The organism is Brevibacillus porteri (genome assembly GCF_003013475.1).
In the GTDB taxonomy this organism is placed as follows: domain Bacteria; phylum Bacillota; class Bacilli; order Brevibacillales; family Brevibacillaceae; genus Brevibacillus; species Brevibacillus porteri.
Window position 1 is genome coordinate 1 of the sequence record NZ_PXZO01000035.1, and the last position, 19,666, is coordinate 19,666.

The following is a 19,666-nucleotide window of genomic DNA, read 5'->3' on the forward strand; positions in this document are numbered from 1 at the left end:
ACTCCCTCCTACTCGATTGTTCGAGTAAAGCGTTATCCAGCGTAGATCAATCCACATGCCAGTCGTTTTCCGCTATTTCCTGCCGGCTGCGAATGGAAGTCATCGGGACTTTGATGAATGATCACGCTTCTGCCGACCACATCTGCTGCACTGATTTTGTTTGTGAAAAAAGTCATTCGTGCATAGCCGTCATTGGAAAACAGCACAGGGAAGTCGCCTACGTGGTTGCCATGTGGCTGATGCGTGGGGTTCCAGTGACTGCCTGCTGCGGTAAAGGGATCTTCCGGATTTCCTACTGTACAGACGCCATGCTCATGTAAATGAAAACCAAATGGCCCGATTTGCAGGTGATTGCCGGAAGCAGGCTGGAAATTGGGAAGACCGCTGACTTCCACGAACACTTCGGTGCCGTAGGGGACATCGGTAAACACAACGTAGCCGTGCAGGTTCGGTGCCAGTGGACCACCCTGAATTTCGGCAAAAGATTGTCCTGTTCTCCGTCCATGTTGTGAGGATACGGCTCGTAAGTCATGCTCATATGGGTATTCATAAGGCTGATATCCGTACATGTTACACACCACCTTACATTTATCCAGTTTGCCATATCTTATGTAAGGGATGGGCACATGGTTACTGGGCTGCGTAGGAGAACATTGACGCTGATAATTATTTTCATCTACAATCAGGTGGAATTCCCCGGCATGGGCAAAAGGGTGGGCAAAACGTGAAAAGAGTGCTGCTGATAGAAGATGAGATCAATATGGCCCGATTTATTGAACTGGAGCTGCGCTATGAATCGTTTGCGATTACAGTAGCGCATGATGGACATAAAGGACTCGAGCTCGCTTTACAGGAAGAATGGGATGTCATCTTATTGGACGTCATGCTTCCGGGGCTCGATGGTATTGCGGTTTGTCAAAAAATACGCAGCGTGAAAAAAACGCCGATTATTATGCTGACAGCCAGAGACAGTATTACGGACCGTGTCTCAGGCTTGGATAGTGGTGCCGATGATTATATTCCGAAACCATTCGCGATCGAGGAGTTGTTGGCACGCATACGCGTTGTGTTTCGCCGTCAGGAAGAGAAGGAGAATGTCCCCCAAACCTTGCTTGCGCACCGAGGGCTGGTGGTCCAAATGGAGGGGCGTATCGTCACCAAAAATAATCAACCTGTTGAGTTGACCAAAAGAGAATACGATTTGCTCGTGACGTTCATGAAAAACATCAATCGAGTCCTGCCTCGCGAGGTGCTACTCGATACCGTATGGGGATTCGAGGCGGCTGTCGAGACCAATGTTGTCGATGTGTACGTTCGGTATTTGCGCAATAAAATCGATTCTCCCAATGAGGACAGCTATATCTCGACTGTACGCGGGATTGGCTACGTAATGAGAAAATGAGAGGACCATCGAGATTCTTAAAGCTCCCGATTAAATGGAAGCTGACACTCTGGTCGTCACTTCTGCTTTTTCTCGTATTCATTGGCTATAATAGCTTCCAATATTTTTTTGTAGAGAAGTGGATGTTTAATAATGAGCAGCAGGTTGTGCAACAGACGATGCGAGAGTTCCTGAACTACGCGCTGGAAAAAGAGCAATCTTTTGAGGGAGAGGACCTCGCAGAGTTGCGCAGCTTCCTGGAGAAAATCAATCAACGAAACCAGATGATTCGCATTCTGGACGAAGAGGGTAATCCGATTGTCGTGGTCTCGGAAAACTTTCAAGATATCCCACTGCCAGCGCTTCCGCCTGTTCAGTCGATTCGCACCCAGACCCAAGAAGTCCGTGATGACCTGTTGATCATGAGCAGTCCGCTTACGATCTTTCAATTTAACGGGACCGTCATGATTCTGAAGAATATGAAAGAGTTTGAGCAGTTGAGTGGTGCGCTTTTTCAGGTCATGGCAATTGGGTGCTTGACCGCTGTGATCATCAGTGGTTTGGGGGGCAGATTGCTCGCGCGACAGTTGCTTAGGCCCCTGCAATCGATGAATGAAACGATGAGCAACGTCCGGCAAAAAGGATTCCATGAACGTGTGCAGTTTCACGATAATCAGGATGAGATTGCGACCTTGATGAAAATGTTCAATAAAATGATGGATCAGGTAGAGCGGTCCTTTTTGCAGCAGAGACAATTCGTCGAAGATGCCTCACATGAGCTGCGCACGCCGATTGCGATTATCGAAGGGCATCTGGGAATGCTACGGCGCTGGGGCAAAAATGATCCAGCTGTTTTGGAGGAATCCTTGCAGACATCGATTCAAGAGCTCGCCAGACTAAAAGGACTGGTGCAGGAACTGCTCGCTTTGACTAGAGCGGAGCATGTGGAGATAGAAGAGGATGTCGCGCTCCGTGATCCGGATCGGGCTATCTGTCACATGATCAAGAAATTCGCCATGATTCAGCCGACATTTACGATCGAGCAAGAACTTGCGCCTTTGGCTGGAGAAATCCTTGCCATATCAGAAGAACACCTGGAGCAAGTGTTACTGATCCTTTTGGATAATGCGGTCAAGTATTCCGGGGAGAGCAGAAGAATCTGCGTGAGGGCCAAGGTGCAAGAAAATGTAGTCTGTATGGAAATCATAGATGAAGGAATCGGCATACCCGAGCAGGATTTGCCGTATGTCTTGGACCGATTGTATCGGGTAGACAAAGCGAGAAATAGCGGGGAAAGCGGACACGGACTCGGACTCGGACTGGCGATTGCCAAACGATTGCTTGCGCGTTACAACGGCAGCATAACGATTCAAAGTGTGGAACAGAAAGGAACGACTGTGACTGTTTTTGTACCGCTTCGTCAGTGAGTTTCACCTGATCCACCTATCACGAAAAATAATTAGGGATGTTTTTTTATTTTCACAGCATTTTCTCATTTTTGTTCGTTACAATAAGCCTTGTCAATTGGCAATGATATTCATTATCAATAATCAGTGCGATAGAGAGGGAGAATCAAAATGAGAAAAAAATCGATGCTGGCGGTCATGCTGAGTACAATGCTGACGCTGCCTTTGCTTGCTGCATGCGGAAACGGTGCGAATACTGCCCAGCCACAAACAGAAGCACCAAAGGCACAGGAACCGGCTGCCACAGAGCAAGTCGTTAACGTATTTACTGCGCGCCATTACGATATTGATAGCAAACTGTTCGCAGAATTCACGAAGCAAACAGGCATCAAGGTAAATGAAGTGAAGGGTACAGCAGAAGAGCTGGTTGAGCGCTTGAAGCGTGAAGGAGAGAGCTCCGAAGCAGATTTGTTCATCACGGTTGACGGTGGTGTTCTGAACTACGCGAAGCAAAATGGCGTTCTGCAACCGATTCAATCTGCCAAAGTAGAGAAAAACGTACCGAAAGAACTGCGTGATCCTGACAACCAATGGATCGGTATGGCTACCCGTGCACGTGTAATCGTGTATGCGAAGGATCGCGTGAAGCCAGAGCAGCTGTCTACGTATGAAGATTTGGCTACAGATAAATGGAAAGGCAAAGTATTGGTACGCTCTTCTTCCAACCTGTACAACCAGTCACTCGTTGCTTCTTTTATTGAGCTGAATGGCGAGCAGGCTGCATTGGATTGGGCAAAGGGTCTTGTAAACAATTTCGCGCGCAAGCCTGAAGGTGGAGACCGTGATCAGGCAAAAGCTGTCGTTGCCAAAGTCGGTGACGTTGCGATCATGAACACCTACTATGTTGGACAAATGCTGAACTCAAAAGATGCAGAAGAAGTAAAAGTCGCGCAAAACATCGGCGTTTTCTTCCCGAACCAAGAAACGACAGGCACACACTTGAACATCAGCGGTATTGGTTTGACCAAGCACGCGAAAAACAAGGACAATGCCGTGAAATTGATTGAGTTCGTTACAGGGAAAGAGGCTCAAACGATGCTGACAAACGGAAGCTACGAGTTCCCTGTCAATGCAGAGGCTGACAAGCCTGCTCTTTTGAAAGAGTGGGGAGAATTTAAAACGCAAAAGCTCGACTTTGCTAAGCTCGGCGAGTATAACAAAAAAGCGGTAGAACTGCTGAATCAAGCAGGTTGGAAATAAGCATGACGGGAGCACTTTTGCGTAGAAGCCTGAGACGAAAACTGAACGGGTGGGTAACGCTGAGCGTGGTAGGGGCCTTTTTGGCCCTTCTCCCGTCTCTTTATATTTTTTTCGGACTCTTTCAAAAACAGAATGAAAACTGGCAGCATATCCAAGAGTACATGCTGCTGGATTACGCGCTGCAATCGTTATGGCTCGTGCTCGGTACCGGAGCCTGTACGATCATCGTAGGTGTGACGCTAGCCTGGCTGGTCGCTGCCTACGATTTTCCATTGCGTCGCTTTTTTTCATTTGCTTTTGTACTGCCGCTGGCGATTCCTCCGTATATCGCGGCATACACATACGGCTCCATGCTCAGCTACACGGGGAGCATTCAGACGATTTTGCGTGATACATTCGGGCTGACGCTCGATCAACGCTACTTTGACATTATGTCGATGAAGGGCGCTATTTTTATTTTTACTCTGTTTTTGTTCCCGTACGTTTATTTGATTACGAAAACCTTTCTCGAAAAGCAGAGTGCTGTGTTCATTGAAAATGCCAGATTGCTCGGAAAAAACCAAACGCATATCTTTTTTCGCATCGTCCTGCCTATGTCGCAGGCAGCCATCGTCGGTGGGGCCAGTCTTGTGGCCTTTGAAGTGCTCAATGATTTTGGTGTGACGAAGCATTTTGGGATTCAGTCTTTTACAGCGGCGATTTTCAAGACGTGGTTTGGCATGTATGACGTAGAATCGGCCATCCGTTTGTCCGCCTGGCTCATGACGTTGATCATCGGGATCTTTATCGTCGAACGTCTCGTGCGTAAACGGAAAAAATACAGCTCGCCTACGAACAGGAGCACGCCGCTCACACGCAGAAAATTGCGCGGAATCCCGATGTATGCTACCGTCATCTTCGGATTGGTTATTGTTTCGTTTTCGTTTGTAATCCCTGTTGTGCAGTTGAGTGTCTGGGCGACGTGGACGTATGGGGAAGTGTTGAATGAGACCTTCTGGAAGCTCTTGAGCAATACGTTGTTCATTTCCAGTATCTCCATCACCATCTTGATGCTGCTTGCGGTAATCGTAGCGAATGTCATCCGATTCTCCCGAGGCTCGATATTCGCAGTGGCACTGACGCGCTTGATTTCCATGGGCTATTCTATTCCGGGCGCAGTCTTGTCCATCGGTGTGATGGCGGTGGTGATGTCCGTAGATAAAGAACTGAGTTCCTTCTATAGCTGGCTGGGCTTGGGCGCCAACAAGCTGGTACTCAGCATGTCCTTGTTCATGCTGACGTTTGCCTACATCATCCGCTTTCTTGCAGTTGGATTCAATGCAGTCGAGGCAGGATTTGAGAAGACGGGAAACCGCTATTCAGAAGCGGCACGTATGCTCGGGATGAGCATGACACGGACTTTTTTTAAGGTGGATTTACCATTAATCAGAGGGGCTGTGCTCACTGGTTTTATCTTGGTGTTCATGGAAATTGTGAAGGAATTGCCGCTTACCTTGCTCCTTCGTCCCTATAACTTCGAGACGCTGGCAACAAAGGCGTATCAATATGCAAGCGATGAACAAATTCATCAGGCCGCGATTCCGTCGCTCTGTATTATTGCGGTGGGGATCGTCTCCGTTATTTTCTATCACTGGTTAGGAGAGAGAAAGGCAAAATGACTTTTTTTGAAGTGAAAAACCTGACGTTTGGTTATGCAAGCGGGAACGGCAGCGTCATCCGGGATTTTTCTTTGCAGATGGAGCAGGGGGAAGTTGTCGGGCTGCTCGGGAATAGCGGTTGCGGAAAAAGTACATTGCTTCGATTGATAGCCGGACTGGAGTCGCCCAAGAGCGGACGCATCCAGATCGATGGGAAAGTGTTGGTCGATCAGGGGCAGTTTGTGGAGCCAGAGCAACGCGGGATCGGTATGATTTTTCAGGATTATGCGCTGTTTCCTCATTTAACTGTCGAGCAAAACATCTTGTTCGGTCTGCATCGCTTATCCATAGCAGAGCGTCTGGTTCGTTTGAAAGAGATGTTGGCGCTCGTACAGCTCGAAGGATATGGCAAGCGATATCCACATGAACTGAGCGGGGGACAGCAGCAGCGTGTCGCATTTGCGCGTGCACTGGCACCTAGACCGGCTATCTTGTTGATGGATGAGCCGTTCAGTAATCTGGATGCCGAGCTGAAAACGAAAATACGCGATGACTTGAAGCGAATGCTCCGAGCTGCCAAGATGACGTCGATCCTGGTCACGCATGACAAAGCAGATGCGGAAACAATATGTAATCGCATCATTCGAATGACTCGCTAAGGGCAAAGTGCAGCTTTCAGCCTCCAAAGTGCATAGTCGTACCGTACGTTGTTGTATAATGTGCATACGACGAATTTTGTAGTGTGCGGTCTGCTGTCTTTTGGTCAGCACCGTTCAAATAGAGGAGGATGGAACATGAAAATTGAAATCTGGTCTGATTTTGCCTGCCCGTTTTGCTATATCGGAAAGCGCCGTCTGGAAGGAGCGCTGTCTCAATTTCCGCATAAGGATCAAGTAGAGGTCGTATATCGCAGCTTCCAGCTCGACCCGCAGATGGAACGCGATACCGATATGGACATGCATGAAGTACTGGCAGCCAAGTATAGCATTCCGCTCGCACAGGCGAAGGGCATGAATGACCAAGTAACCCAGATGGCAAAAGGCGTCGGTCTCGACTATCATTTTGACACGATGATTCCGACCAATACATTCGATGCGCATCGCTTGACGCACTTTGCTCATGCCCATGGAAAAATGAAGGAAATGAAGGAGCGAATGCTGAAGGCGTACTTTACGGAATCGCTCCATCTTGGTGACCATGAGGTGCTGGCACAGCTTGCTTCTGAGGTAGGCTTGGACAAGGAAGCGACGCTCGCCATGCTGGCAGGAGACGAATACAGAGAGCAAGTACAAGAGGACAAACAAAGAGGCAACGATTTGGGTGTCACAGGTGTACCGTTCTTTGTCATTAATAACAAATATGCAGTCTCTGGCGCGCAGCCAGGAGAAGTCTTTTTAGGTGCATTGAACCAGGTATGGGAAGAAGAAAGCGCCGCTCCTGCGCTGAAATTCGTACAGAACGACGAGAAAAAAGACGAGCAATCCGGCGACAATTGCGCGGATGGCTCCTGCAAAATATAAGCGACAGATCTCAAAAGCCGATACTCCTGAAATGAAGGGGGATCGGCTTTTCTCATGAAAAGTTGCTATAGAGGGAGGGATTGGATACGATAGCAGAATTAACGAAAAAAGGACGATTATCCTCGCGATAGCACAGGAGATTCGTCTTTTTGAATTTTTTAGAATATGTCTTAGTGTTTGTTTTTCGCGTTTTATCAGTTACTACCCTCATCCAGTTCAACAGCGGTGTAGGACGGAGCATCGCTCAGACAGTTTTTTTGAGCACCCTACAAATTTTCGATCGCCTGAAATCACTGAATAACGAGATTAGTTCCTAATACTGTGAACTGTTTACCAATATTAGAAGCAAATAGGGATGAAGCAGCGCTAACGCTTCCAATTTGCTTGCCAGAGCTGAAGTCATGACTTCCTTGGAGAGTAATATTCTCGAGACCATAAAAGAAAAGTGTTAATGTGAGCATTGCCGTATTCTGCGCTTCAGTTCCCTGATGCACGGTGCGCTTCGTACTCGCGTAATTAGCTACATGGTTATTTCCATCAAACACTTTACCACCTTCATATTGCCACCCACCAGCAGAGTCATCCACATTCGTCAGACTGAGTCGATTTAATGTCAGGTTCATGTTAGTTACCTCCCGTAGTAGTCCTGTGCCTTGTTTCTACTGGTCATCATATGCCCTGGCTGCCCAAAGTTGTCGGCATAACACGCCTATTTCCATGTTATTTATGATATGGTATTATGCGGATTATTATAATACCTCTTTCAGATCTCACCATCAGCTCCATTTCTTTGGTGGGCCCTAACAACTCGTTACCGTCTATTTTCGGTGATTATTCAAGCATATTAGTGACATCTGGTTTCGTTTTTTGTTCAAATACAGGCCGCATACAGCCGATTCCTTTTAGGGGAGTCGTTTTTTTATGGGAAAATTTTCTTAACCCCTGAAACAAAAAGGGAACTCATTCGAATAATGGACAGAGCGAAAAACGGCTGGGGCCCCAGCCCACTATCCAAAAAGAGTGAGGAATGAACGAACCATGAATAAATGGACGAAAAGTGTATTTGTACTCATGACAGCGAGTCTGGCTGTAACGGCACCAATCAGTGCTATGGCGGCAACAGAATTGAGCGTAACGGTTCAGGCGGAGAGCAAAGGCGATAGTGTAATCGATGAGAAGCTGTTCAAGAAAATAGAAAAGTCTGTAGAGAGACTCGTTCAAGTTGTACCTTATCTAAAGGACTATCCGATCACCGAATTTGAGATGAACGCAGAGACATCCCGGGTTGAAGTCAAAAAGTATCAAACGAAGGAAAAGAAAGCTCCTTATGTTCGAATACATGTCGACCAAAACACAGGTGAAGTCAAATTTTTTAGTCATATCACAGGTAAAGGAGACTTCTCTTCCACCTATCCCCTAGATGATGCGAAGAAAAAGGCAACGGAGTTCATGAAGCAATGGTATGGAGAGGACATGGCGGGCTATCAGTTGGACGAGGAAGCGTCCGAACGAAACTCTTCGATTAAGTTTCGCAAAATGGTAGATGGAATTCCGTTCCGCAATGACACACTGAATTTCGCCATCAATAGTGAAGGGCAGATTGGGCATCTGGCCAGAGGCGATGGGTATGTAGAGCCAGTGGAATTGGAACAGGACATCAGCAAAATTCAATTCGCTGATCCAAATAAGGTGCATGCAAAAGAAAAGGTAGAAGCGATGTTTGCTCATGCTATGACGCCTTATTACGGACAAAGTGCGGATGGACAAAGCTACAGGTTCTTGTACACGCCTTCTCTCGAAATCAATGCAAGCATCGGAGCCGAACTGCCAGCCAAACAGAACAACAAAATCATCCAGTTTCAACCAAAAGCAAAGCAAACGATCATCAAGTCAAAAGAAGAGGCAGCAGCTTTTTTGACAGCTAAGACAGGGTACAATCCCACAAAAGGGCGCGCGACTTTTCAGGAAGAGAGCGATCCGAAAACTGGAATTAGCAATTACTTGTGGATGACCGAGGACGAGGTCATTGCCAATATCTTTTTCGAAACCAAGACTGGAAAGGTCACGAATTATCAAGTATTGGATAGAAAGCGGAAAAGTGAAGCAGATAAAAAGCTGAGCGAAGAACAGGCGCTAAAAGCTGCCGTGGAAGCCATATCAGAGTTCCTTCCTCTCACCGATAAAGAAATGGTAATCATATCTGATCAATATGACCCCAATCAAAATTTGTACAAGTTTGACTTTACCATGCTTCATCAAGGGTATCCGGTAGATGGTATGCTTCGACAGGCTCACGTAGATGCCTCCACGGGAAAATCCACTTTACTAGACTGGCGAGTTTCTCACACGATCAAGCTGCCGGATATCAAGAACGCCATGACACAAGAGGAAGCAGCCAAGAAGTTTCTCAAAAAATATCCCATGAAGCTGTATTACTCCTTGGATGAGGAAAATAAAAATGCTGCCGAGCTTGTATATATGTCTCCACTGGTTCCTTTAGAAGAAATGGATGCCCTGACTGGCGAGTTCTACACCTATGGAGAAGAGGAAGCAACTGAATAGAAAGGGGGGAGCCTGTTGTCTCCCGATTTGGCAGAACGAATAGGGGTTATTTACGAGACCCACTATGATGACATCTACTATTTTTTGCTCTACTTTACGGGCAGACAAGAAGATGCAGAAGACATGGTGCAGGAAGTGTTTTCACGACTCTTAAAAATACTGCCGCGGTATGACGGACGGGTAGCGATGAAGACATGGTTGTTTTCCATCGCCAAGCATGTCGCAATTGATCATTACCGCAAGCAAAAGTGGCAACGACTGTTCTCAGACAACTGGTTGGCCCTCATGAAGTCTACGGAGGGCCTGCCAGAAACAGAGCTGGAGACAAAGGAAGAAATGCACAGTATTCAGCGTGCGCTGCAAAAGCTGAAGCCAGATCAACGGATCATTGTGATTTTGCGATACATAAAGGAGTACAGCGTCAAGGAAACAGCCGAGATTTTGGAGATTCCGGAGACAAAAGTGAGAGTGGACTGTCACAGGGGACTAAAGGCGTTGCAGAAAATACTCGGCAACGCTTGCGAGGAGAGGATTGCCAATGAGTTTGCCAGATGAAAACCACGTGATCGAATTACTGAAGCAAGTCAGGCAGGAGAGCATCCCACCTCGTCAAGTGTGGAAGCAGATGGGCAAGGAAAGGCTCATTCGTGAGGCGTATCGCATGCAGCAGGCAGCGAAGATCAAGCGAGTTGTCGCCGGAGCAGGTTCCCTTGCAGCAGCGGTATTCATGGGTATTTGGCTGAGCTATGATTCACCGCTGAAGCCATCTGTTAATACGGAAACAACCATCTCAACTCCTGCCGTCATAACAGCTACACCACCGAATGCTACGCCTTCTCCGTCAGTTGAAAACAAGACTAAGCCACAGCAGGGGCAGGAGGATACCGCAAAAGCAGACAATAAAATCGTTCAAAACCAAGCAGTTACTCGTGATGTTCCACAGCCGCAGACATTAGCACCAGAGGCCACAACGAACCCATTAGATATGAGCCGACCCACAACAACACGTGAGAAATCACCAGTGGAGGTACAGGCAGAGGCCTATTTGCAAAAGAAGCTAGGAGAACAGAGCAAGCAGTTTGAAGTGGATCATGTTCACTCGAATTTGGCACAAGGAGAAGTGGCTTTTCGCAAAATCATCAATGGCGTTCCTCTTCAGGAGAATAGCGCGATGGTCCGTATCTCCCCAAAAACAGGCGAAATGACCTTGCTTCTTTACCCTGATCTCGAAGATAGTGGAGTAGCGTCGCACCCTACCAATCGTGACGGGACGATCGACAAAGTGAAGGCAGCCCAGCAAATGGGTAGTGCGCTTCGACTCGTTTATGCAGGGAAGAAACAACCAGGGTTTCAATACGTAGTAGCATCAGATGTTTATGTGGATGCGAAAACAGGTAAGCTGATCGGTCAAGAGAGAGCAGAGAAAAAGTCCGTTGCTGTTTCGGGACAAGGAAAACCACCCGTGCTGAAAACATCTGATGAGGTGGCAGATCTGCTTGAGCGCAAGTTGAGCATAAAGGTGGAACAAAAAGCATTCATCGGTGTAAATCCGTATGGTATTTCATATTCTTGGAATGATGGGCAGGGCAACGGCGTTTCCGTTGAGACGACAGATGACGGAGCATTCCTCGGGTTCTCGCAGATGGCTGCAGATGGACGTAAGAACGAACGAGAAGCGACCTACGAACAGGCAAAAGCGCTCGCGATAGCCCACCTGGAGAAATTCCTCTCCACCGATGTTCGTGAATTATCATTGGAAGCGTCGCAAGAATCACCTAGCACCATTCAGTTTACCTTTGCGCCGAAGGTCAACGGGATTCCCGTCATGGATCATCCTTATCAAGTGTCGGTCGAGCTGGCTAGCGGGCTTGTTACCGAGCTTACGGGTAATTTTTCGGATTTATCTTGGATACAGACGGATCAGACAGCAAAAACGCTCTCCAAGGAAGAGGCACTTGATCTATTTGTGCAGCATGCTCCACTGGAACTCGTGTACTTGCCAGCGGAAAAAGGAACGGAGCCAGTACTTGCTTACCAAATCCGCCGGGATTCAGAACAGCCATGGGCAATAGAAGCCACGAAAGGCAAGGTCATCAACTAAAGAGCACGCAACGAACCTCCATGAAAAGACGATTCATGGAGGTTTTGCTTCTTTACTGGCGGTGGAGTACAAGCTGTTTTTGTAAAGCAAGCGCGATTTCCAGAGACACAACTGCATGATCAACATCGATAATCGATTGTGTATGGTCCGCAAAGCATTGAATGGCATGACGCAAGCTCTCTTCATACGGATTGACAGGTTTTAGAACGAGCTCATTCTTGCCTGAGGACGTGTATTCCCATAAAAAAGTTCCCGTCTGACCTTGGCTGTCAGCTTCCTGAAAGACGAGCTTTGCCTTCTCAAAGTACGCCTCGTAGCCGACAGTGAATGGATACGAGGTCGGCATCTGCGAGGAGGCGACTATTTCAGCATGCGCATCAGGGTAATGAAAGTGCGAGTGGACGATGGACTGTTTTTTATCCGATGATTCTGTCCCCCATGCGCTCATACTGGCATTGCGGCCGAACAGCCACGTGACGAAGTCCAGCTCGTGGATCATCAGATTGGTTGTAATGGAGGACAAGCCTAGATCCCCCCATAAAGGAGCTGTTTCTCTTTTGAGCGAGAGGGAGAGGAGCTGTCCGTACTTGTTTTCTGTCTGAGCGCTGCGAAGGTAGGCGTAAGCCGGGTCAAATTTGATAAACTGATTCACCAATAGCTTTTTCCCCGATCGTTCCCTTGCGTGTTTCATGGCTTGTGCATCGTCTAGCGTATAGCAAACCGGTGTTTCGCAGAATACATGCTTTCCGTTTTCGAGAGCTTCTACTGCGAATGGCCGATGCAGCTGCGAAGGCAAGCATATATCCACGACATCGATCGTAGGATCGCACATGATCTCGTCCATATGCTTCGTAATTTCCACATGCAGCTCTTCCTTCAACTTTTGCAGCTTCGATTCATTCCGACCGAAAACTACTAATCTATCTACACCATTCATTTTTTTCAGTAGATGCGCATGATACGCACCAAAGCCGGTTCCTAATACCGCAATGTTCATCTTGGATCCCTCCCATAATGATAGCTCTATGATATCTTTGTATTGTTGACAGCATTGTGTCATCAATTTGACTGCGTTGAAAAATAGAGTTGTTGCTTTGTCATGGAGGTTGGGGATGAGACTGCATCGATTGATTGCGATCTTGCTGCTGATCGAATCAAGAGGAAAAATGAAAGCAAAAGAACTCGCTATAGCACTGGAGACGTCTGTTCGCTCGATTTATCGGGATATTGACGCACTGTCCCAGGCAGGGATTCCGTTCGCGGCAACTTCGGGACCTAGCGGTGGAATTTATTTGATGGAAGGATATACGGTCAATCTGAAACAGCTGTACGCCGATGATGTTGTGCACTTGTATTTGACCGGGATGGGGATTCATGTTGGACAGGATACCGAGACTGGACACAAATTAACGTCTGCTTTGCTCAAATTGGAAAAGACATTGCCGCAGACTTATCGGCCGGATATCGAGAAAGCGAAGAAGCGTTTCTATTTCGATGAGACGCCGTGGTGGGAAGAGAGAGTAGTCATACCGCATCTGGAGGTTTTGCGGGCAGCGGTTTGGCGATCAAGCAAAGTCGTCATTGCCTACCGCAAAAGGGATGGGAGCAGCTCGTCACGTACCGTATGTCCCTACGGTCTCGTCGTGAAAAAAACGGAGTGGTATCTCGTTGCTTACTGTGAAAACGCCCAGGAGATTCGAACATTCAAGTGCGAGCGGATTCCTTCTGTTCATATACTGGAGGAGGCATGCGAGATTCCGGAGAGCTTTTCGTTGGCAGGTTATTGGACGAATCAGGAGGCGGCGTTCAAGCAGGCTTGTCGTGAAGTCGAATATTTTCCTGTAGTGATCAGATTGCATGCTGAAAATCTGGCCATGCGAGAGAGGCTGGAGGTGATTTCCGCTGTGCAGCAGGGAGATTACGAGCAATTGACGGTTAATTTGTACAGTTATGAAAGAGCATGTCGCGATATTTTGGATATGATCGGACATATGGAGGTAGTGGAGCCAGCGGAATTAAGAGCTTTTGCAAAAGAGAGGCTGCGAGAAAGGATGGCACTCTATAAGTAGCATACGCCAAAAGGCTTCGCACCAAGTCGATGCGAAGCCTTTAGCGGGAAATCATGGGATAACTCGCATGCACATGCTGTTTGAAGCCTTCATAGTCCGAGGCATGTATATGGGAGTCGTGGTCGCTTATACAGACATGCTTCATGCAAAGGCGCTGAGCGAACCGATTGCCAGCTTCTGTGATATTGTCCATGATGATCGATTGGATGCGGCAGCCACTCTGTTCGACATGAGCCAGTACATCGAGATAATGATGCAGCATCATGCGCAAGGCAGGGCTTTTCCGATAAGATTGATCGACAACGACACAGGACAGAAAATAATAGACTTGCTCGGGAGAAGTAGTTAAATCTTCGATATCCGCTGTCGTCATCAGGCTGTCTTTAAACGTCCCTTGCGCAATTTGCAGGTAGATATGCGGCTTGACGGGAAGTAGGTTCATAAAAGCGATGATGCGCCCATTCTCTTCGATCGCAACGACCGAATCGGGACGAAACAAATACCAATTGTAGCTCTCTTCATAAGGTGTAATAAATTCAGCATCATAGTATTGAAGCTCGAGTTGTTCCATCTGTCTAAAATGCTCAAGGTGCAAATGCTCCATGATCTTCACAAGCAAATCTCCTTCTTTACGCAAAGCGGCTTTGCCGGAGAGCTTCGGCTCGCTGTACGCTTTCTTTGGTTCAAGGTGGAGTCTTGGGATGATCTGTGCGCCATGCTTTGTGGGGTGTTATTCCATCTTACTAGGCGACAGCTCGCAGATATAGTGTATAAAGCGCTGGGTTTCCTTTGCTCGCTTGATTCTGTTCGAAAATAAAGATGGTTCGTTCGGTTGGTAGCGTATTCGCAAGGATTCTTTCAGTAAAAGATGCCATTCATTTGGGAGTTCTTGCAGAGCATGTTCTACGGCTTTTCTCTTCGGAATAATGTCCTCATGGATGAGCGCGTAATAGATTCGACATAAGGTGAAAACGGCGAAGTCTACCCATCCATCGAGCAAGAATTTCCGCATGCTTTTTCCTTTCGGTGACCAATAATCATGGACATTGTATTTCATCGTTTCCCCGACATCAAACCACTGGGTAGGGATGTGTAATGCTTCAATACTTTTCCCCATAACGGTAATGCCCTGTTGCTTGAGGATCCACCACGTCACATGATTAACATCATAGTGGCCGGATGATTTGAATGTCCCATTGTCAACGTAAGGATAAGGCTCCAAGGATGGATTGGTTTTTCCGATGTCATCCAGCTTGATATACATGCCGTCCATTCTTTTAGCGAGTGGGTTGGCGTTTTGGAGAGCATAATGAATGTTCTTGAGCGTTTCGATTTCTGCATTCGTTAACCCTCTATGCAAAAGTGTTACAAAATCAATATCGCTGTTATCTTCCTCGAAGCCTGACAGAGCAATCGAGCCATACAAATAGACACCGCAGATGACATCAGGCAGTTCTGCCATGAGTCGTTGCGTATAGTCGTGTAAGAAAGGTCTAACACTTTCTGGGATTCTCGTGTCCATAAGGAAACTCCTTCTCCCCAATTTTTTCGAAGTCGCCTGTGAAATTGATCACTTCCATAATTTTCATACCACCAGTAAATGAGATAAAGTTTACTTGGTTTTTAATTTTCTCGCAAGATGAATTTTTACCTGATAGAAAAATGGTTTGATAGCCAAGAAGGGACACGGTATGATAATTCGGATGGTAACAATTGTTAAAGGAGGCGTTTATTGTGATTGGGTACATGCTAACAAAGGGCAAATTTTTGATGGGGAACTCGCGTAAGTAGCCCGCAAACCAGCGATATTCCCCGAGGATGAAAGGGGTATTATTGTGAGTCAATTATCAACTGACATGATTATTCGGAATTTTCAAAAGGAAGACTTCTCGTTACTTGGCGAGCTATATCAAGCCGTTACCTCAAAAGAAAACGCCACGTTTTGGTGGGTCGGTGAAGAAGCAAACTGGAGTAATGTCTATTGTGCATTTGAAAATGGAAAGATGGTGGCGAAGGGTCAAGTCAGTATTATTACGATTATCCCTCCTGGACGTTCAGCAGCAAATAAGCATTCGATCTACCTGAATCTGAAGACGCTACCGGAAAGAGACAATGACTTCGATTTGCTAGAAAACGTTTATCAGCACCTATTTCTAAGAGCCTTGCAAGTAAAAGAAACGTTGCCAAGTGAATACCAAACGATGCTGTGTGTCGGTAACGATTCATCCGAACTAGAAAACAACCGCTTTTTTATCCAAAAGGGCTATACCCATTGGAATAGCTTGTTTCAGATGAAGCGTGATTTACTAGAACCTATCCCCGCGTTAACGCTGGATGAAAACTTTCACTTTTCGTATTGGAAAATGGAGAGCGCACAGGATGAAAAAGATTACTTGGATCTGGAAGCCACGATTTGGCCGGACGCTCCTTTAGGGTTTGAAAGACTTTCTGAATACAAGAACAAGGCGCTCTGGACATCCATGGTGATTCGTCAAAACGACACGATTGCTGCCAGCTTGATGGCATGGCTGGAGGAAAACGAAGGAGTAGTCGAGGATGTTTTCGTACAGGAACCTTGGAGAAAGCGTGGGCTTGCGAAGTTTTTACTGACACAAGCATTGGGATATCTAAAATCGCATGAGCTGAAATCCGCGTATCTCATGGTGGAAACGACGAATGAATCTGCTTTGTCTCTATACAAATCGGTTGGATTCGAGGTAGATAAAGAGGAGATCAGGTACTATATTGTGCTGAAATAAGAAGGACATGGGAGGAGCGCTAGAGTGGCGCCCCTCTTTTTTGTGCAAGTTGATTCGAAATTCTCTTGCAAGAATTACAAAGATAAGGTAAATGTTGGGTGTATCTCTTGCCGATACAATAGAGAGGACCCAGCGTCTAAATATGAGAAGGTGAGGATTTGCGATGAATTTTTTCAAGAAGCTATTCGGCGGTACGAACAACGGAGAAAAGTCAGGGGACGGCACTGCGATTTACACATATAACGAACAAGCTGATTATGAACCTCCAGCTCCCATGGAATATGTAGAAGAAATTGTTGCCCACTTTGAGACGGTATTTGCGGGAAGAGAAAGCAGTGTTTTTCACGAAATTATTTCCGATATGATACATATTGATGTGAATGTAATGAGTCCTACAGAAGAAGAACCATTTTGGGTTCTGTATACGACTGGGATGAGTGATTTACCGATGACGATCCCGGATGAAATACAGGAGCAGATGGAAGAGAATTTCGATCGAGCAGAAGTGATGATATTTTTGCCGGCTTCCTGGGAGCTGACACAAGAATCGCTACAGGATGAAAACAACTACTGGCCGATCAGGCTGATGAAGCAAATGGCTCGTTTTCCTCACCAGTACAATACGTGGTTGGGATACGGACATACGATACCGAATTATGAGGACTATGTACCGTATGCGGATGGCACTGGCTTAAATGGAGTCGTTCTGTTTCAGCTATCCGAAGAGATCAGCGTCATTCCCACCAAGGATGGGAACAAGGTTCATGCCTATTTCTTGATTCCTTTGTATAAAGAAGAGATGGAATATAAATTGGAGCATGGCTTGGATGCGCTGTTGGATAAATTGTTTGAGCTGGAAGATGATGCGCTAATTTTGAATCCGAATAGAAGAAATACGTGCAAGTAAAAATATATGAAAGCATGAGCGTGTAACAAAACGGGTTCCATATACGATATAGAACCCGTTGCTCCTTTGTTGTGACCTCCGAACTCAAAGTCAGTCTCTTTCTATACCGATCCCATAAATCGTTCCAACATCCCTATCAAAAAGCTTTATGGATAAACGTGGTTTCCCAGGAGTGTCACTTCTCAATATATAGCCGCCCCAATCCTTGCCGCCATAAGCCTTGTACCCAGTAGTGTCTATGCCAAAAATATCTTGAATAAGCGGCTTCGTGACGGGAATCGCTTCATCGATTGATTTGATGATAATATGCTTGTGTTCCGTTACATGCCGCACATCATATACTTGGCCTGTTTTTGCTCCGACTTCCACCTCATATCTTTCTTGCTCGTTGTGAAACGTCCACCTATCCTCTTTCTCATCTGATGATTTTACGGCTAGGGTGAAGGAGAGATCATTTTTATTGGTGAAGCGCGTCAAAGCTTTTTGCGCGATGTCCAGAGACTTTTGATCTGCATCCTTAGGGTTGTAATTCAAGGTATAATCAATGACTTTGTTTGTAGATAAATCAACATCAACATCCTGATCTTGATCCAAGTCAAAGCTTAGAATAGCTATGTCTTTTCTTTTATAAAATTCTGTTGTTTCGAAGTTAACCGGTTGTTTCGTAACCCTATAGGCTTCACGTGCAGTCTCTACATATTTTTGATAAGGTTCCGTCAATTCATGGATGGCAAAAGTTGCTTTGACGGCAATCACCTCTGTCGTATCGGCCTTAAAATATACCCAGGCTTCTTCATCCTTTGTCAGTACAACAAAGGACTCCTCGTTTTTCTCGATCTCTGCAAAAGTAAAATTCTTCTCAATGCCGCTCGCCGTAGTGATTGCCTGCTGGGCAGCCGCAAAATACTTTTGCTCTTCGGGAGTTAAAGCTGCACCGCTGGTTGATTCAACCGGGTCAGAAAATGGTTTCATCCAGAAAAAACCGAGCAACAAGCCGCAGGTGATCAATCCTTTTGCCATCCATCCGTAGTACACTCTTCGTTTGTTCACTTTTTGAAGTCTACCTCCTTCTTTTCGCACACCCTCTAATATTGCTTGGCTTCGTTCCCGTGAAAGGAGTTGCTCCGGGAATTGATTCAATTCTTCCAGAACAATCTGTTCATCACGTGACGGCATCGTTCATCACCTCCGCAATCGAAACATTTCGTTTGTTTTGAATCGACTTTATCGCTCGATGCATTGTGAGATTGACCTTGGCTTCCGTCCATCCCAAAACCTCCGCAGTCTCCTTGCTCGATAATCCCTTGATCCCTCTGAGTATCAACACGTCCCGATAAGAAGACTTTAACTGATTGATCATTTCATAAAGCAGACGCTTGTTTTCACTTAACTCCAGCGACTCTTCCGGTGTTTTGTCGTGCGAAACGAGATGCTGCAAGAAGATATCTGGCAACCAGCTAATCAGTTTTGTCTTGCGCCTTTCATCGATGGCTACGTTTCGTGCTATGGCAAACAGCCACGTTTTGGGATTCTCAACCTCTGTGTCGTGTATGGCTTTCAGGGCACGAATAAAGGTCTCTTGAACAAGATCGTCGATATCGGTTCGTCCCGTGTAATAGACGAGAAATCGATATACATCCTGGCTGTATGAGTGAAACCATTGCTCGATTCGTGCGCCACTATGATCCTCCACTGGTGTTACACCTCCTTGTCACTGTATAGACGGAAAAGCTGCTGACAATCTTTCACTTTCCCAAAAAAGTAGACACCCGAGTTGATCCATCAGATGTCTTTGCGAAATATCCATTTGGTTGTTGTCCTTTTTCCCGGTAAAACGCATCTGTAATGTGGAGGAGATGCTCTGCGGACATGCCTTTGCCGTTATCCTCGACTGCGATCACCTTATGTTCATTCTCCAGCTCAGTGACCACCTTGATATGTCCACCAGCACTACATGCCTTTCATGCAACGTATTCATGCGATATTCCCATGTAATCTGAGCGTCCTTCTCGGCTGCCAGGATAGTTAGCACTTGTTTGACGCCAAGCATCAATTGTTCCATAC

19 protein-coding genes and 1 pseudogene are annotated in these 19,666 nt (G+C 46.5%); 12 read left to right on the forward strand and 8 right to left on the reverse strand.

The window, feature by feature from the left end; all coding sequences use genetic code 11:
• Positions 1-32 precede the first annotated feature (32 nt).
• A complete protein-coding gene (locus C7R92_RS17935) occupies positions 33-569 on the reverse strand; it encodes a superoxide dismutase family protein (protein WP_017250070.1) in 537 nt (178 codons plus the stop codon).
• Positions 570-724: 155 nt separating this feature from the next.
• Between C7R92_RS17935 and C7R92_RS17940 the strand changes: the two genes are divergently transcribed.
• The 6 genes from C7R92_RS17940 (at position 725) to C7R92_RS17965 (ending at position 7,204) form a co-directional block, all read left to right on the forward strand.
• Positions 725-1,402: a response regulator transcription factor gene (locus tag C7R92_RS17940; RefSeq protein ID WP_106835189.1), complete on the forward strand. Its 678-nt coding sequence runs from the start codon at positions 725-727 to the stop codon at positions 1,400-1,402.
• Positions 1,399-2,808: a sensor histidine kinase gene (locus tag C7R92_RS17945; RefSeq protein ID WP_106835190.1), complete on the forward strand. Its 1,410-nt coding sequence runs from the start codon at positions 1,399-1,401 to the stop codon at positions 2,806-2,808. The genes C7R92_RS17940 and C7R92_RS17945 overlap by 4 nt, the downstream gene beginning before the upstream one ends.
• A 150-nt stretch (positions 2,809-2,958) precedes the next feature.
• Positions 2,959-4,047, forward strand: coding sequence for a Fe(3+) ABC transporter substrate-binding protein (locus tag C7R92_RS17950; RefSeq protein WP_106835191.1), 1,089 nt, complete (start codon positions 2,959-2,961; stop codon positions 4,045-4,047).
• A gap of 2 nt (positions 4,048-4,049) precedes the next feature.
• Positions 4,050-5,705: an ABC transporter permease gene (locus C7R92_RS17955; RefSeq protein ID WP_167403222.1), complete on the forward strand. Its 1,656-nt coding sequence runs from the start codon at positions 4,050-4,052 to the stop codon at positions 5,703-5,705.
• Positions 5,702-6,343 carry an ABC transporter ATP-binding protein gene (locus C7R92_RS17960; protein ID WP_106835193.1) on the forward strand — a complete coding sequence of 214 codons (642 nt, stop codon included), beginning with the start codon at positions 5,702-5,704 and terminating at the stop codon, positions 6,341-6,343. The genes C7R92_RS17955 and C7R92_RS17960 overlap by 4 nt, the downstream gene beginning before the upstream one ends.
• A gap of 135 nt (positions 6,344-6,478) precedes the next feature.
• On the forward strand, positions 6,479-7,204 hold the full coding sequence (locus tag C7R92_RS17965) for a DsbA family oxidoreductase (RefSeq protein ID WP_007725408.1): 726 nt from the start codon (positions 6,479-6,481) through the stop codon (positions 7,202-7,204).
• A 290-nt stretch (positions 7,205-7,494) separates the two neighbouring features.
• On the opposite strand, the gene C7R92_RS17970 is transcribed toward C7R92_RS17965, so the two are convergent.
• Entirely contained in the window at positions 7,495-7,827 is a 333-nt protein-coding gene (locus tag C7R92_RS17970) for a hypothetical protein (protein ID WP_106835194.1), read from the reverse strand.
• Positions 7,828-8,242: 415 nt separating this feature from the next.
• Between C7R92_RS17970 and C7R92_RS17975 the strand changes: the two genes are divergently transcribed.
• Genes C7R92_RS17975 through C7R92_RS17985 form a run of 3 tightly spaced genes read left to right on the forward strand, consistent with a single transcriptional unit; the run spans position 8,243 to position 11,867 of the window.
• Positions 8,243-9,766 carry a YcdB/YcdC domain-containing protein gene (locus C7R92_RS17975; RefSeq protein WP_106835195.1) on the forward strand — a complete coding sequence of 508 codons (1,524 nt, stop codon included), beginning with the start codon at positions 8,243-8,245 and terminating at the stop codon, positions 9,764-9,766.
• 15 nt (positions 9,767-9,781) lie between these two features.
• Positions 9,782-10,321 (forward strand): RNA polymerase sigma factor, encoded by a 540-nt coding sequence (locus tag C7R92_RS17980; protein ID WP_106835196.1) that lies wholly within the window; start codon positions 9,782-9,784, stop codon positions 10,319-10,321.
• On the forward strand, positions 10,305-11,867 hold the full coding sequence (locus C7R92_RS17985) for a YcdB/YcdC domain-containing protein (protein ID WP_106835197.1): 1,563 nt from the start codon (positions 10,305-10,307) through the stop codon (positions 11,865-11,867). Before C7R92_RS17980 ends, C7R92_RS17985 begins: the two co-directional genes overlap by 17 nt.
• 52 nt (positions 11,868-11,919) lie before the next feature.
• Here the strand turns inward: C7R92_RS17985 and C7R92_RS17990 are convergent, their stop codons facing one another.
• The gene (locus C7R92_RS17990) at positions 11,920-12,864 is read right to left on the reverse strand and encodes a Gfo/Idh/MocA family protein (protein WP_106835198.1); all 945 of its coding nucleotides are present in this window, start codon (positions 12,862-12,864) and stop codon (positions 11,920-11,922) included.
• Between the two features lie 115 nt (positions 12,865-12,979).
• Between C7R92_RS17990 and C7R92_RS17995 the strand changes: the two genes are divergently transcribed.
• Positions 12,980-13,936 carry a helix-turn-helix transcriptional regulator gene (locus C7R92_RS17995; RefSeq protein WP_106835199.1) on the forward strand — a complete coding sequence of 319 codons (957 nt, stop codon included), beginning with the start codon at positions 12,980-12,982 and terminating at the stop codon, positions 13,934-13,936.
• A gap of 40 nt (positions 13,937-13,976) precedes the next feature.
• Here the strand turns inward: C7R92_RS17995 and C7R92_RS18000 are convergent, their stop codons facing one another.
• Both C7R92_RS18000 and C7R92_RS18005 read right to left on the reverse strand, forming a co-directional pair.
• The gene (locus tag C7R92_RS18000; RefSeq protein WP_244195772.1) at positions 13,977-14,540 is read right to left on the reverse strand and encodes a GNAT family N-acetyltransferase; all 564 of its coding nucleotides are present in this window, start codon (positions 14,538-14,540) and stop codon (positions 13,977-13,979) included.
• A gap of 126 nt (positions 14,541-14,666) precedes the next feature.
• Positions 14,667-15,458, reverse strand: a complete 792-nt coding sequence (locus C7R92_RS18005) for an aminoglycoside adenylyltransferase domain-containing protein (protein WP_106835201.1) — start codon at positions 15,456-15,458, stop codon at positions 14,667-14,669.
• A 310-nt stretch (positions 15,459-15,768) separates the two neighbouring features.
• On the opposite strand from C7R92_RS18005, the gene C7R92_RS18010 reads away from it, so the two are divergent.
• Positions 15,769-16,695 carry a GNAT family N-acetyltransferase gene (locus C7R92_RS18010; RefSeq protein WP_106835202.1) on the forward strand — a complete coding sequence of 309 codons (927 nt, stop codon included), beginning with the start codon at positions 15,769-15,771 and terminating at the stop codon, positions 16,693-16,695.
• Positions 16,696-16,858: 163 nt separating this feature from the next.
• Positions 16,859-17,602, forward strand: a complete 744-nt coding sequence (locus tag C7R92_RS18015) for a suppressor of fused domain protein (protein WP_017250084.1) — start codon at positions 16,859-16,861, stop codon at positions 17,600-17,602.
• Positions 17,603-17,692: 90 nt separating this feature from the next.
• Here C7R92_RS18015 and C7R92_RS18020 read toward each other — a convergent pair whose 3' ends face one another.
• The 3 genes and pseudogenes from C7R92_RS18020 to C7R92_RS18030 all read right to left on the reverse strand — a co-directional run.
• Positions 17,693-18,778, reverse strand: a complete 1,086-nt coding sequence (locus C7R92_RS18020; protein ID WP_106835203.1) for a hypothetical protein — start codon at positions 18,776-18,778, stop codon at positions 17,693-17,695.
• Positions 18,765-19,295 (reverse strand): RNA polymerase sigma factor, encoded by a 531-nt coding sequence (locus C7R92_RS18025; RefSeq protein WP_069846736.1) that lies wholly within the window; start codon positions 19,293-19,295, stop codon positions 18,765-18,767. The genes C7R92_RS18020 and C7R92_RS18025 overlap by 14 nt, the downstream gene beginning before the upstream one ends.
• 52 nt (positions 19,296-19,347) lie before the next feature.
• Positions 19,348-19,542: pseudogene (locus tag C7R92_RS18030) on the reverse strand (ATP-binding protein); the annotation flags it as partial.
• Between the last annotated feature and the right edge of the window lie 124 nt (positions 19,543-19,666).

Bases quoted from the DNA above. Each gene is read 5' to 3' on its own strand.
- C7R92_RS17945 (WP_106835190.1), top strand. From the start codon at position 1,399: ATGAGAGGACCATCGAGATTCTTAAAGCTCCCGATTAAATGGAAGCTG.
- C7R92_RS17985 (WP_106835197.1), top strand. From the start codon at position 10,305: ATGAGTTTGCCAGATGAAAACCACGTGATCGAATTACTGAAGCAAGTC.
- C7R92_RS17955 (WP_167403222.1), top strand. From the start codon at position 4,050: ATGACGGGAGCACTTTTGCGTAGAAGCCTGAGACGAAAACTGAACGGG.
- C7R92_RS18000 (WP_244195772.1), bottom strand. From the start codon at position 14,540: ATGGAGCATTTGCACCTTGAGCATTTTAGACAGATGGAACAACTCGAG.
- C7R92_RS17950 (WP_106835191.1), top strand. From the start codon at position 2,959: ATGAGAAAAAAATCGATGCTGGCGGTCATGCTGAGTACAATGCTGACG.
- C7R92_RS18005 (WP_106835201.1), bottom strand. From the start codon at position 15,458: ATGGACACGAGAATCCCAGAAAGTGTTAGACCTTTCTTACACGACTAT.
- C7R92_RS17995 (WP_106835199.1), top strand. From the start codon at position 12,980: ATGAGACTGCATCGATTGATTGCGATCTTGCTGCTGATCGAATCAAGA.
- C7R92_RS18015 (WP_017250084.1), top strand. From the start codon at position 16,859: ATGAATTTTTTCAAGAAGCTATTCGGCGGTACGAACAACGGAGAAAAG.
- C7R92_RS17975 (WP_106835195.1), top strand. From the start codon at position 8,243: ATGAATAAATGGACGAAAAGTGTATTTGTACTCATGACAGCGAGTCTG.
- C7R92_RS18020 (WP_106835203.1), bottom strand. From the start codon at position 18,778: ATGCCGTCACGTGATGAACAGATTGTTCTGGAAGAATTGAATCAATTC.
- C7R92_RS17965 (WP_007725408.1), top strand. From the start codon at position 6,479: ATGAAAATTGAAATCTGGTCTGATTTTGCCTGCCCGTTTTGCTATATC.
- C7R92_RS17960 (WP_106835193.1), top strand. From the start codon at position 5,702: ATGACTTTTTTTGAAGTGAAAAACCTGACGTTTGGTTATGCAAGCGGG.
- C7R92_RS17990 (WP_106835198.1), bottom strand. From the start codon at position 12,864: ATGAACATTGCGGTATTAGGAACCGGCTTTGGTGCGTATCATGCGCAT.
- C7R92_RS17935 (WP_017250070.1), bottom strand. From the start codon at position 569: ATGTACGGATATCAGCCTTATGAATACCCATATGAGCATGACTTACGA.
- C7R92_RS17970 (WP_106835194.1), bottom strand. From the start codon at position 7,827: ATGAACCTGACATTAAATCGACTCAGTCTGACGAATGTGGATGACTCT.